Annotated in this window: 14 protein-coding genes and 1 pseudogene; 2 read left to right on the top strand and 13 right to left on the bottom strand. The window is 32.5% G+C overall.

Features of this window, described 5'->3' with window-relative positions; all coding sequences use genetic code 11:
* Positions 1–60 precede the first annotated feature (60 nt).
* From dut to AAGV33_RS07750, 13 genes are all read right to left on the bottom strand, one after another.
* Positions 61–522, bottom strand: a complete 462-nt coding sequence (gene dut / locus AAGV33_RS07690; protein WP_373391387.1) for a dUTP diphosphatase — start codon at positions 520–522, stop codon at positions 61–63.
* A gap of 14 nt (positions 523–536) precedes the next feature.
* Complete coding sequence (locus AAGV33_RS07695) at positions 537–2,006, bottom strand: lipopolysaccharide biosynthesis protein (RefSeq protein ID WP_373391388.1); 1,470 nt, start codon at positions 2,004–2,006, stop codon at positions 537–539.
* Positions 2,007–2,162: 156 nt separating this feature from the next.
* A complete protein-coding gene (gene atpG, locus AAGV33_RS07700; RefSeq protein WP_373391389.1) occupies positions 2,163–3,023 on the bottom strand; it encodes an ATP synthase F1 subunit gamma in 861 nt (286 codons plus the stop codon).
* A gap of 80 nt (positions 3,024–3,103) precedes the next feature.
* Positions 3,104–4,681, bottom strand: a complete 1,578-nt coding sequence (gene atpA, locus AAGV33_RS07705) for a F0F1 ATP synthase subunit alpha (protein WP_373391390.1) — start codon at positions 4,679–4,681, stop codon at positions 3,104–3,106.
* Positions 4,682–4,718: 37 nt separating this feature from the next.
* Positions 4,719–5,252 (bottom strand): ATP synthase F1 subunit delta, encoded by a 534-nt coding sequence (atpH, locus tag AAGV33_RS07710; RefSeq protein ID WP_373391391.1) that lies wholly within the window; start codon positions 5,250–5,252, stop codon positions 4,719–4,721.
* A 4-nt stretch (positions 5,253–5,256) separates the two neighbouring features.
* Entirely contained in the window at positions 5,257–5,757 is a 501-nt protein-coding gene (locus tag AAGV33_RS07715) for a F0F1 ATP synthase subunit B (protein WP_373391392.1), read from the bottom strand.
* A gap of 122 nt (positions 5,758–5,879) precedes the next feature.
* The gene (gene atpE, locus AAGV33_RS07720; protein WP_026712861.1) at positions 5,880–6,071 is read right to left on the bottom strand and encodes an ATP synthase F0 subunit C; all 192 of its coding nucleotides are present in this window, start codon (positions 6,069–6,071) and stop codon (positions 5,880–5,882) included.
* 107 nt (positions 6,072–6,178) lie between these two features.
* The gene (gene atpB / locus AAGV33_RS07725) at positions 6,179–7,339 is read right to left on the bottom strand and encodes a F0F1 ATP synthase subunit A (protein WP_373391393.1); all 1,161 of its coding nucleotides are present in this window, start codon (positions 7,337–7,339) and stop codon (positions 6,179–6,181) included.
* A 546-nt stretch (positions 7,340–7,885) separates the two neighbouring features.
* Positions 7,886–8,116: an AtpZ/AtpI family protein gene (locus AAGV33_RS07730; RefSeq protein ID WP_373391394.1), complete on the bottom strand. Its 231-nt coding sequence runs from the start codon at positions 8,114–8,116 to the stop codon at positions 7,886–7,888.
* The gene (locus AAGV33_RS07735) at positions 8,091–8,486 is read right to left on the bottom strand and encodes a bactofilin family protein (protein ID WP_373391395.1); all 396 of its coding nucleotides are present in this window, start codon (positions 8,484–8,486) and stop codon (positions 8,091–8,093) included. The genes AAGV33_RS07730 and AAGV33_RS07735 overlap by 26 nt, the downstream gene beginning before the upstream one ends.
* Positions 8,487–8,488: 2 nt before the next feature.
* Entirely contained in the window at positions 8,489–11,110 is a 2,622-nt protein-coding gene (gene porW / locus AAGV33_RS07740) for a type IX secretion system periplasmic lipoprotein PorW/SprE (RefSeq protein WP_373391396.1), read from the bottom strand.
* Positions 11,111–11,270: 160 nt separating this feature from the next.
* Positions 11,271–11,942, bottom strand: coding sequence for a hypothetical protein (locus AAGV33_RS07745; protein WP_373391397.1), 672 nt, complete (start codon positions 11,940–11,942; stop codon positions 11,271–11,273).
* 10 nt (positions 11,943–11,952) lie between these two features.
* Positions 11,953–12,288, bottom strand: a complete 336-nt coding sequence (locus AAGV33_RS07750) for a PadR family transcriptional regulator (RefSeq protein ID WP_373391398.1) — start codon at positions 12,286–12,288, stop codon at positions 11,953–11,955.
* Positions 12,289–12,415: 127 nt separating this feature from the next.
* On the opposite strand from AAGV33_RS07750, the gene AAGV33_RS07755 reads away from it, so the two are divergent.
* Positions 12,416–13,465, top strand: a complete 1,050-nt coding sequence (locus AAGV33_RS07755; protein ID WP_373391399.1) for a 2Fe-2S iron-sulfur cluster-binding protein — start codon at positions 12,416–12,418, stop codon at positions 13,463–13,465.
* 166 nt (positions 13,466–13,631) lie between these two features.
* Positions 13,632–13,912, top strand: a pseudogene (locus tag AAGV33_RS07760) (hypothetical protein); the annotation flags it as partial.

The raw sequence follows: 13,912 nt of genomic DNA on the forward strand, positions 1-13,912 counted from the left end.
TATTTTTGGTTATTTTTTTTCAATAACAGTTTTCTGCCACTGCTGGCTGAATACTGTAAACTATTTTACTCCTGTACTGCCAAAACCACCTGCTCCTCTTGAAGTTTCTGATAGTTCTTCGACTTCAGTCCATTCGGCGCGTTCGTGTTTAGCAATGATTAATTGGGCAATGCGTTCTCCATTTTGGATTTCAAAAGCCTGATTGGATAAATTAACTAAAATCACGCCTATTTCTCCACGGTAATCGGCATCAACGGTTCCTGGACTGTTGAGTACCGTGATTCCGTTTTTAAAAGCCAGTCCGCTTCTTGGTCTCACTTGCGCTTCGTAACCTATCGGCAATTCGATAAAAAGACCTGTTTTAACAATGGTTCTTTCTAATGGTTGCAACGTTATCGATTCTGTTAAATTGGCTCTTAAATCCATTCCTGCCGACGCTATGGTTTCATAGTTTGGCAAAGCATGTTGCGATTTATTGATAATATTTATTTTCATTCTTTTTATTTTTTTATTTAAGAACAAGTCAACACTTATTCTTACTGATTGTTTTTAGGCTTTAGAATATTCATCAAAGTGGTTTTCTCATTGTGGTAGATGAAATAGAGAAACAAAAGTAACAACGTAATTCCAACAAAATAATTTTCTCTAAAATAATAAAAAGAAACTACTGAGAAGAAAATAGACAAACCGAGATAACCTCCTATTTTTTTAAAATCATAGGGAATAGGATAATATTTGTTGCCAAGATAATACGAAATCAACATCATGCTGGCATAAGCAGCCAATGTTGCAATGGCTGAACCTAAGTAACTATGAGATGGAATTAATAAAAAGTTAAGTACCAAAGTAATGATGGCTCCAACAATTGAAATGTATGCGCCAATATAAGTCTTGTCAATCAATTTGTACCAAACAGAAAGATTGGTATAAATTCCTAAACAAAAATTAGCCAAAATAATTAATGGGACAACTTTCATCCCTACCCAATAGGATTCCTTTTGAAGAAGAATCAATTTGAATAAATCGGCAAAAACGATGACACTTAACATGATGAATGAACCAAAAATGACAAAATATTTGGTAACCATAGCATAAGTTTTCGGTGCATTTTTATCGGAAGCATGACTGAAAAAGAAAGGTTCTATTCCAAGCGTATAAGCCGTGCGGTACAAAACCATAAACAATCCTAATTTGTAACAAGCTCCATAAACTCCTACTTCGTCATCGGCAATATTTTTTGGTAATAATTTAGACAAAAGAATTTTATCAAATTGTTCGTTGATGGCAAAAGCGATTCCGGCAACCAAAATGGGTAATCCGTAAACCATCATTTTTCTCCACAAATTAAAATCGAATTTCCATTTCAGGAAAACATAGTCCGGAGATAACACCACAAAAGTCAATAAACTGGCAATAATATTTGCCAGGAAGATATAACCTATTTGGAAATTTTCTATGTAAAAGGAACTGATTAATCCTGTGGGATTTAATACCGATAATTTTGGTAAATATATCAAAAACAGAATGCTCAATAATAAGTTGACCAATACATTACCAATTTTAATAATGGCATACGTCATAGGTTTTTGAAAAGCTCTTAACTTAGAAAATGGAATAATGACCAAGGCGTCTAGTGCTAAAATCCAAATGGCATAGCTAATATATTGAGAGTCGATTCCAGACCAATCTGCTAATGAAGTTCGGAATAAAAGTGCTACGACTAGGAATACTACTGTGGTCCAAAAAATAGAAACCATCGAAGTTTCGACTACTGTTTGCTTATTTTCTTCTTTATTGTAAAATCTAAAAAAAGCAGTTTCCATTCCGTAAGCCAAAATCACATTGAAAAAAATCATCCAGGCAAATATTATCGTCACTTTTCCGTACTCAGCTTTTGGAAGCAAATCGGTATAAAGTGGCACTAACAAAAAACTAAACATCCTAGGCAAAACCGTAGCAAGTCCGTAAATGGCTGTTTGTTTGAAAAGATTTTTATATAAACTCAAAATGATAGATCTTAATACGAATAAACGAAAACAAAAATAACTAAATCTTTGGTTTAATCAGTGTTGGTTTTACACCTATTATAATTTCTTTTTAAAATATTTCAAAAAAAAAGTCCCGCAATTGCGAGACTTTTAAATCTATTTCGAATAAAAATATTATCCATTCAAAGCTTCTGCTCCACCAACAATCTCTAAGATCTCGTTAGTAATGGCAGCCTGACGTGCTTTGTTGTATGTTAATTTCAATTGATTTCTCAATTCAGTAGCATTATCTGTTGCTTTGTGCATTGCAGTCATACGTGCACCATGTTCTGAAGCAAATGAATCACGGATTCCTTTGTATAATTGTGTTTTTAATGATTTAGGAATCAAAGTCAAAACGATTTCTTCTTTTGATGGTTCAAAAATATAATCTGCAGCAGCAACATTTAAATCAGATTTTACAGGAGCTAATGGTAAAAATTGTTCTGTTTTAACAATTTGAGTAGCAGCATTCTTAAATTGGTTATAAATCAATTCAATTCTGTCATACTCACCACTAACAAATTTTTGAGTTAATGTATCGGCAATAGCAGCAACATTATCAAAAGTCAAGTCGTCAAAAACTGGACTTTGATTTTCAATTACAGTATTTGTTTTGCTTAAAATATCATTTCCTTTTTTACCTATAGCAAAAATATCAACTTGCTTTCCTGCATAGTATGCCGCACGACTTTTAGCTTCTTTGATTGCATTAGTATTAAATGCACCTGCTAAACCTCTATTAGAAGTTACTACAACAAGTAATACTTTTTTAATTTCACGTTGGGTAGTAAATTCTTCACCTGTTCCTCCTTCAAGAGTTGCAGAAAGACTTTGCAATAATTCCGTTAATTTTTCGGCATAAGGGCGCATGGCTGTAATTGCATCCTGAGCTTTTTTAAGCTTGGCTGCAGATACCATTTTCATCGCAGATGTGATTTGCATCGTAGATGAAACGGAAGTAATTCTATTACGGATTTCCTTTAAATTCGCCATTTTTTGTAAAAGTTTGGAGTTGGAAGATGGAAGTAGGAAGTAAGATTTTAACTTCTTACTTCCAGCTTCTAACTTCTATCTTAATTATATTTTGCTGAAACTTCTTTCGCTACAGTTTCGATTACATCTGTAATTTCATCTGTTAATTTTCCTGCTTTTAAAGCATCAAGAGTAGCTCTGTGTTTTGTGTTCAAGAATGCCAAGAAATCTTTCTCGAATTCTTTTACTTTGTTTACAGGAACATTTCTCAATAAATTTTTAGAACCAGCATAGATAATTGCTACTTGGTCTTCAACAGTATAAGGATCATTCAAACCTTGTTTTAAGATCTCAACGTTTCTTTTTCCTTTTTCAATTACGTTTAATGTAACTGCATCAAGGTCAGAACCAAATTTAGCAAACGCTTCCAATTCACGGAATTGTGCCTGATCTAATTTTAAAGTTCCAGAAACTTTTTTCATTGATTTAATTTGAGCATTACCTCCAACACGAGATACAGAAATACCTACGTTGATTGCTGGACGAACCCCAGAGTTAAACAAATCTCCATCAAGGAAAATTTGACCATCAGTAATCGAAATTACGTTTGTTGGGATATATGCAGAAACGTCACCTGCCTGAGTTTCGATAATTGGTAAAGCTGTTAACGAACCACCACCTTTAACGATTCCTTTAATAGAATCTGGTAAATCATTCATGTTTTTAGCAATTCCGTCATCAGCGATAACTTTACAAGCACGCTCTAATAAACGAGAGTGTAAGTAGAAAACGTCTCCAGGATAAGCCTCACGTCCCGGTGGTCTTCTTAATAAAAGAGAAACCTCACGGTAAGCCACAGCTTGTTTAGATAAATCGTCATAAACAATAAGAGCTGGACGACCAGAATCTCTAAAATATTCTCCAATTGCAGCACCTGCAAAAGGAGCGTAAACTTGCATTGGAGCTGGATCAGAAGCATTTGCAGCAACGATAACTGTGTAAGCCATTGCACCTTTTTCTTCTAACATATTTGCAATCCCTGCTACAGTTGACGCTTTTTGTCCAATTGCAACATAGATACAAAATACTGGTTTCCCAGCATCATAAAATTCTTTTTGATTTAAGATAGTGTCAATACAAACAGTTGATTTACCTGTTTGACGGTCACCAATAACCAACTCACGTTGTCCACGACCTACTGGGATCATAGCATCTACTGCTTTTACTCCTGTTTGTAATGGTTCAGTAACTGGTTGACGGAAAACTACTCCAGGAGCTTTTCTTTCCAAAGGCATTTCGTATAAGTCTCCACCGATTGGTCCTTTTCCATCAATTGGAAAACCAAGTGTGTTAACAACACGTCCTACCATTTGTTCTCCTACTTTAAGAGAAGCAATACGTTGTGTTCTTTTTGCAACCGAACCTTCTTTGATTCCTGTAGATGGTCCTAAAAGTACCACACCTACATTGTCTTCTTCAAGATTCAATACAATAGCCTCAAGACCATTTTCAAATTCAACTAACTCACCGTATTGAACATTTGAAAGCCCGTAAATACGAGCAATACCGTCTCCAACTTGAAGTACCGTTCCTACTTCCTCTAGCGTAGCGCCAGATTCAAAACCTTCTACTTGCTTTCTTAATATTGCTGAAATTTCAGCAGGTTTGATTTCCGCCATCTTAATTTATAATTTAGACACTTAATGTGCAATAAAACTAGTTACTTAATTCTTTTCTTAATACTTGTAATCGGTTAGCAATAGAAGCATTGTACTGCTTATCGCCTATGGTTAAAATAAATCCTCCAATGATAGCAGGATCTACAATATTTTTAATAGTTACTTTTTTATCTGACAAAGAGGTGATTTTAGCTAAAACTTTAGCTTCTAAATCAGCATCCATTGGGATAGCAGTAGTTACTTTGGCTACTTCAATACCATTAGCTTCATCGAATAAATTAGAATATGCTACTGCAATAGCTTCAAGAATTTCAAATCTTTTATTTTCGAATAATAAATGAAAGAAACCTTTACTTACGCCATTAATATTAGCAAAAACTTCCAATAATGCACTTTCTTTAACTTCAACACTTATTGTTGGACTTTGAATAAAAGCATTTAATTCAGAGTTCCCTTTGATTGTTGAAGCAATTAAAATCATATCGTTATTTACCTCACTAGCCACTCCTATTGAGTCTGCCATGCTAAGGATTGCTTTTGCGTAACGAATTGCTGCTCTTGTACCTGCCATAATATTAGTTTAGCTTTACGTCACCTAACATTTTCTCAACTAATTTAGTTTGAGCTTCAGTATTAGATAATTCGTCTTTCAATAATTTCTCTGCAATGCTCAATGATAAAGTAGAAACTTGTAATTTCAATTCAGCCATAGCTGAGTTTTTCTCACTTTCAATAGCAGCTTTAGCTTGCTCAATCATTTTTGATCCCTGAACTTGCGCTTCTGTTTTTGCATCAGCAACAATTTTCTCTTTCATTTCACGAGCTTCTTTCAACATAGCATCACGCTCTGCTCTAGCTTCGTTCAAAATTCTTTGATTATCAGCTTGAAGATCTTGCATTTCTTTTCTAGCATTTTCTGCTGATTCTAATGCATTTTTGATTCCTTGTTCTCTTTCATTAACTGCATCAAGAATAGGTTTCCAAGCGAATTTTTTCAATAATAATATTAATCCAACAAATATTAATATTTGCCAAAAAAACAAACCAAACTCAAACTGATTTATTAACTTTTCCATTATATATAATTCTAAATTTTATATTCTAAATTTAATCCAGTTGCATTGCTGCAATGTAATGTTTTAATTTTAAAAACAATAGTTACAACCAACCGTTGCAACTATCGTTTTTTGTGTTTTAATTAAGCTGCGAATAAAGCCGCGAAACCAATACCTTCAATAAGTGCAGCAGCGATAAGCATAGCTGTTTGGATTTTTCCTGAAGCTTCTGGTTGACGAGCAATAGCGTCCATTGCTGAACTACCAATTTTACCAATACCTAAACCTGCTCCGATAACGATTAATCCAGCTCCAATAATTTGTGGAATTTCCATGATATATATATTAAAAATTAAACATTCTTTTTTGAAAGTTAAATGTTATTTGTTAAAAGTTAAATGTCTAATGACTCATAACTTAAAACTCACAACTTATAACTTTTTTAGTGGTGACCTTCTTCATGATGATGCTCTTCTACAGCTGAACCAAAGTAAAGTGCAGATAACATCGTGAAAATATACGCTTGTAAAAATGCTACTAATATTTCTAGAATAGAAAGTGCAAATGATAATCCAAATGACAAACTACTTCCAATCCAGCTTTTAAAGATAAACATTAAACCAATAATACTCATCAATACAATATGTCCTGCAAAAATATTTGCATACAAACGAATCATTAATGAAAATGGTTTGATGAAAACTCCTAACAACTCAATTGGTGCTAAAATAATACGCATTGGTTTTGGCACACCCGGCATCCAGAAAATGTGTCCCCAATAATTCTTGTTAGCCGTTAAGTTTGTAATTAAGAAAGTTAAAAATGCTAATGAAAAAGTAATAGTTAAGTTACCTGTAGCATTAATTCCTAGTGGAGTTAATCCGAAGATATTTAAGAACAATACAAAAAAGAATATTGTCAATAAATAACTCATGTAGTTTTTATATTTTTTCTCACCAATGTTTGGAATCGCAATTTCGTCACGAATGTAAATTACTATTGGTTCAAAAATACGACCTACTCCAGAAGCGATTCCTCCGTTTTTAGCGTATGATTTTGCCAAGCTAGTAAAAATCCAAAACATTAATAAAGCAGCAGCAATAATTGAAACTACTGTTTTAGTAATTGAAAAGTCAATAGGACGAACATTAGTAGGGAAACCCGTTTCTTCATTCTCAGTAATTGTTCCTGAAGCATCTGTTCTATAAATTTTACCATCGTGGTGATTGATAGCATAATAGTTACCATTAGATTCTGCTACTTCTTTTCCGTGGTGGAATTTAGCAGAAGAAAAAACGTGTAGCTCATTATCCCATAAAATTACAGGTAATGGAAAACCCCAAGCTTCTCCAGTGGCATCATCTTGAGTCAACGAAAAATCGTGAGAATCCAAAACGTGGTGACCGATGAACGCTTTAATTTTAGACTTTACATCTGTTGGTTCAGCATGAGCTCCTTCATGATGTCCTTCGGCTACTACTTCGTGAGCTGCTGCTTCTTGTACATGTGCCGAATCAACTTCATGATTCGCAAAACTCATCAATGGAAGACACGCTAAAAATGTTGCTATTATAACTCTAAGTGGTCTCTTTAAAATCACCATAATTATTAAATATGTTATATTTACGTTTCTAAAATTTGGCGCAAAGGTACATTTTTTATTAATATCCAAAAGGATATAAAAATATATTTTTTTTAATGCCTTGCTAAATGTCCTGTTTTATTGCTTTTCATTTAATATTCTTATAGTTACAACGGTCTCAATTGTCAAAAAAAGAATAAAGAGTGCAAAAAAATTCATTTTCTCTGTTCTGATGTCATAATGCTTAATATCTAAAATTGGCTTCAAAAGCAAGTAGTATAGAACTATTTTGCTTGTAGTTAGTAGTAAAAAAGACATCCCTAACTGATCAAAATTACGCTCTTTTATTTTTAATAAAATCAAAATTATCATCAAAGAAAGCATGAAAAAAATGCCATACAATTGCTCTAAACTGTAATAAAAAACAGCTGAATTGATATTGAAAAAATAAAAAATTAATTTGTGTACTACATAGCCTACTATTACTGAAATCAATAAAAATAGAAATGTCTTGTAATTTTTTAAAAACATAATTGTTGTTTTGCCAAAAAAGCGCCTTAATCTGACTTATTCTTTTTCTTTATTAATTTCATTTACCTGCCTTATCACATTATATAAAGCCAGAAAAACACCCACCATAACCAGCACCTTATTGTAATAAAATTTTGGATTAGGATGATTCTCATCAAGCCAATCGCCTAAATAAGAAAACAGAAAGATAATTACTCCCATTTGAATAGGAATGTTTATCAATGCCAGCCAATTACTGGATTTATTTTTGTTGGGTTTCTTTTCCATCGGTTAAGAGCTTTACATTTTCTTTCATTTTGCATGAAGCAGTAAAATCAGCTCCAGGTTCTACTGCTAATTTTCCCACGGTGGCATCACCATGAATACTCGCCTTCGATTTTACATTTAATAATTCAGTCACTTGAATTGTTCCATTAAAATTTCCTTCAATATCCGCATTATTGCAACTAATATCTCCTGTCACACTTCCGGTAGGACCTATAACCAGTTTTCCTGTAGATTGAAAATTCCCAATCAATTCACCATCTAATCTAAAATCCGCCTTCGAAATAATATCTCCTTTTATTATCGTTCCTTCAACAATTCTATTGGTTTTTCCTAAAAGGTCTGTATACGATTTTTCTTTTTTATTAAACATGATTATTCTTTTTTTGCTTCTAAATAGGAATTTAAGTTTTTCTTAATTTGGATAATTTTATAATTTTCATTCGAAATAATTATAGCGGGAGTCTCTATTTTATAACCTGGATCTTCTTTTAAAACACTAACCACGCTTGCTGCATAATCTTGTGTTGTAATTCCCTGAATAATTATAAATCCTTCATTTTCAGCATACGAATTATAAGCTAGATTTATTTTTTGAGCATTCTCCGCTTTCATAAACTTGCTTATTTTTTCCTCAATTGCTTTTCTATCATTAATAGCATTTAATGCAACAGGATACAGTACTTTCCAATGACTTGAAGTTGTAAAATTAAAATCCATTTGTTCCAATAACGGAATTTGTTCTGCCAAAATACTATTGGCATTCTTCCCTTCTTCAGTATTTGGATATGTATTGGCAACATTTTCTAAAGCCGCTTTGTAAGCAACTAATCCTTTTTGTTTTGCAATAACGTTTGCTTTTAAAAGTTCTAGTTTTGGCACTACTTCTTCACCCGAAAATTGGTTTATCAATCCGTCAATTTTTGCCGCTACAGCATCAAATTCTTCATTGATATATTGTTCGTATAATTTTTTATAAACCACATCAGGACTTCCCTCCTCGACCACTACATTAGCATTATTTAAAATCTGGGTGTAACGCGAATTTGGATATTCTGTTACAATTTTATTCTTGATGGTTTCGGCTCTGCTTGCATCCGTAATTTGATAAATTTTATACAAATTATACAACGTAGGAAGGACTAATTTTTCTTCAGGTTTATTCCCTAATAATTGCTCTAGCTTAGTTGCAGCCAAATTATTTTCTTTGAACTTTTCCTTATAAATTATACCCAATTGATAATACGCATCATCGCGTTCTCTAGTAATACTATCAATAGCAGTGCTAGAGGTTGGCAATTGATTAATGTAAAAATCAGCTGCATATTTTGGATTGGTTTCTATCTGTTTCGAAATAGAATCTGTAGTTATTTCTTGCTGTACAATTAAAGTAGAATCTACAGCCATAGCTGCATTTGAATTAGCAGAAGAAGAAACTCTCCAATAACCGCCTGCAGTACGTTTGCCCCAATTTTTCTTAAACGCTACTTTCCCAAAAGACACCGTAGCCTGATTGTAAAAATAAAATACATTATCGGCCTGAAGACTTGTCATTGATGGCGGAGCAAAGGATGGTTTGACCGGCGCTTTTCCATTAGCCGAAACAGCTACATCCGCAGTTGTTGCCTGATTGTTTCTTTCAATATTTTTTTGTTTCTCGGCTTCTTTTTCTTCTAAAATTCTTTTGGCTTCATCTTGTTTTTTTAACTTTTCGATGTAACCGTCAAAATAAGCAATTCTTCCTGCTTCTGGTAAAGCAACCACTTTAAGAATACTGTCGTTTCTAACCGCTATCGCTTCATAGAAAATCACTTCGTCCAAATTTTTACGCACTTTTTCAATGTGAATAAACTCTCTGGTTTTAGGATTCAGTTTCACTAAAGTACTGTCGTAATATTTAGCAGCAATAGGATAACTTGCCTTTCTAAAATTCATGTCTCCAATATTTCTATAATTGGAAGCAATTAAATAATTATCATTTTTTGCGTAATCTAAAGAAGCATTGTAATATTCTAAAGCTCTTTCGTCCTTGCCTTGCTTGTCATAAAAAATTCCTACCTGATGATTTAAAATATCCAGAAACGGACGATTTTCACGATTTTCTAAAAGTTTATGGTACTTTTCGTCAAAAGCAAATTTATCACCATTTTGATAATCAAACAGCTGTGCTAGTCTCACCTGAGATTGCATCATGTATTTTCGGTCTGATTTTCGGTTCATTTTAATCACGGCTTCATAATAATCTCTTGCCTGATCATTTTGACCCATTTCCTGATACAGTTGTCCCAGAATAAAACGGTATCTGGCTTTTTCGTTATTGCGTTTGCTAAAAATGACTGCCTGTTTCAATTTGACAATGGCACTGTCTTTTTCTTCCAAATTTAAAAACGCCGATGCCAGAAGTGCATTGGCATCAGCCACAACCTGTTTTTCAGGTTTGTGTTCTTTGAGCATCTTAGTAATATTTTTAACTACTAAGGCATCGTTGCCCAAACGCATATTGGTTTTTTCACGCCAAATTTTAGCTTCATCAATTCGGCTACTGTTTGGGTATTTGTATAAAATATAATTGAAAGCGTCCAGAGCGGGAATGAATCTTTTGTCGTAATAACGGGATTTCCCTAGAAGTAAATAAGCTTCGTCTATTTGAGAATTGCGTTCTCTTCCACCAATATTCATGGAATGTTTTTGGATTGCTTTAGTAGCTTTGGTCTCCGCCAATGCAAAATCTGCATTTTTAGAAGTATCGGCAACTACAAGATCTTCATCAATTTTCATGGCTTCAATAGGTAAAATTTCCCAAAAGTCATCTTGATTACTGGCTTCAATGCCTTTAATTCCTTTGTCTAATCCTATTTGTCCGTTGTATAAAATATTGTATTTTGTACTTAAAGCATGTGAATTTCGAGCCAAAAAAGTATCATTCCTAGTAGAACAAGCTACCAAAATACACAAACACCCTAATGGAATTGAATATTTAATTCTGTTGGTTTTCAATGATTCGCTGGTTTTATCATTAAACTTTTAAAAAGTTTTTTTAGTATAATGACTGGTAAAAATACGTTTCTTTTTGAAATATAGAAATTTAAATATCTATTCTTTTCCATTGAATCATTTTACGCTATTAACTTACTGATTTTATATATTTTACAAAAAATCAAACCAATTTGTATTTTTTTATAACCTTAAAATGTTCTAATGCAATTATAACCAAATAAACAGCCATAAAAAAGTATAAACCCTTAATAAAGCAATCAAAAAAGTATAAAAAAATACTTTTATAATTATAATAACGATACAAATTGTTTAGTTTGTTTAAACCTGAATAAATCAGATAAAAATTAAAAAACGTAAAACCTAAATTTGTTTGAAAAAATCGCCCATAAATTGTTTTTATTTTTAATTTCCAGATAAAAAATAGACCTATTATGTTAGTTAAACAGATTAAAGAATTAACCGAATAAAAAACTAAATGTAAATTATAATAAACATACTCTTCAGGTTTTAACCGTGTAATAGTTGTCATTAAAATACTAAAAATAACAGCCGCAAGTAAAGAGAATTTGTATTGATTTTTAGTGATCTTAGAAAATTTTTCTTTTACTATTCTTGGAGTTGCAAATTTTCCCGAAGGTTTAATTTCTTCCAATTCTCTTTGCCATTTAAATATAGCTTTCGAAAAAGCGATATCAAAATTAGATTCTTCGGTTTCTGATTCAATATCCGTTACAATGTGATCCAGTAATTCCAGTTTAATTTCTTCATAAACCACACCTTTATCAATTAAAGTTTGGTCAATTATTGCAATTTGTTGGTTGGTTAATTTCATAGCTTGAAAATTAAAATTCTAATTTTGGATTCACTAAACTCTGCATATTTCTAATAAAATCTTGTAATTCCGAAAGTCGATTGACGGTTTCTTTTTCTCCAGATTCTGTTAGTTTATAATACTTTCGCATTCGATTATCCACTTTTTCAATTTCTACATCCAGAAAACCATCTGCTTCCAATTTATGCAAAGCAGGATACAAAGCGCCTTCGGTAATATTCAATTCTCCTTGAGTAATTGCTTTTACTTTTTGGGTAATTTCATAACCATACATCTTACCATTTTCTTCTAATAATTTCATGATAATGGTATTCAAACTTCCCTTGTATAATTGTGAATTTTTCATAATCGCTTTCATTTTGAATCACAAACATACATAAGTTTCTTATACATAACAAATTTAGGTATGAAATTTTTATCTTTTGATTTTAAGAAGCTATTCCGTTTGCTATCTTTGTCAAAAATTATATCACATGCCAAATTTTCTTAAACTCCTTATAAAAGAGGTTAGAAGAGAAACCGCCGCTGCCGTTTCAATACTTTTTAATGTTCCTGACGAATTAAAAGAAGACTATAAATTTATTGCAGGACAATACGTAAACATCCGATTAACATTAGATGGAAAAGAAATTCGTCGTGCGTATTCTATTTGCTCTTCACCTGAAAGTGGCGAATTGCGCATTGCTGTAAAAGCAGTTAAAGACGGAGCTTTTTCTCAATTTGCCAATACAAAACTAAAAGCGGGAGATGTTCTTGAAGTAGGAAAACCAGAAGGAAAATTTATTTTTGAACCAGAGGCTAACAGACAAAAAAACTATGTTGCTTTTGTTTCTGGTAGCGGAATTACACCCGTATTATCTATTTTAAAATCGGTTTTAAAAAGCGAACCAAAAAGTTCTTTTGTTTTGGTTTACGGAAATAAATCAACTGAAGAAACTATTTTTCACCAAGAATTACATGATTTGCATTTGCAATATGTAAATCGTTTGTTTGTGTATTATGTTTACAGTCAGGCTAAGGCCGATGAAGCATTGTTTGGTCGAATTGACAAATCGGTGGTAAATTATGTCATGAACAACAAACACAAGGAAATGGAATTTGAAAAATTCTACTTGTGTGGTCCTGAACAAATGATTGATGGTATTTCTACTATTTTAAAAGAGAAAAATGTAAAAGATTCGGCTATCAAGTTTGAACTTTTTACTTCTTCAGTTCATGAAAATGAAATCAAAGATTTAAGCGGACATTCTAAAATTACCATTATGGTGGATGACGAAGAAACTTCGTTTGAAATGTCTCAAAAACAAACCATTCTGGAAGCCGCTTTAAAACAAGGAATCGATGCGCCTTATTCTTGCCAGGGGGGAATTTGCAGCAGTTGTCTTTGTCGCGTAACACAAGGAAGCGCCGAAATGAAGAAAAACTCGATTTTAACCGATAAAGAAATTGCCGAAGGCTTAATCCTAAGCTGTCAAGCTCATCCAACATCTGACACGATCTATGTGGATTTTGATGATGTTTAAAAATTAAATTCTAATCCCGAAGTTTCGGGATGAAAATCCAAATTCCAATAAATAAAAACTTCTCTAAAAAGGGAAGTTTTTTTGTTTTAAGAAAGGTTGTGATTTTTCTTATATTAGCGAAATACTTTTAACATAGTAGAAAATAAAATAAGTCTAAACAAAACTTATGAAACGACAAAACTACATATTAAATATTAATAGTCCTTGTAATCAGGATTGGAATTCAATGACAAAAAGTAACACAGGAAAATTCTGTGCAAATTGTTCAAAAACAGTAGTTGACTTGACTTTGCTGACAGATCATGAAATCATTAAAATTGTTGAACAAACACCAAATAAACTTTGCGTACGTTTGAATCAACAACAAATGAATCGATTTTTAGAAACTAAACAACAAACTAATAATTTAAAACGATATAAAACACTTACTGGACTTTTATTATTAAC

This window comes from Flavobacterium magnesitis, from assembly GCF_041729735.1.
Lineage (GTDB): Bacteria > Bacteroidota > Bacteroidia > Flavobacteriales > Flavobacteriaceae > Flavobacterium > Flavobacterium magnesitis.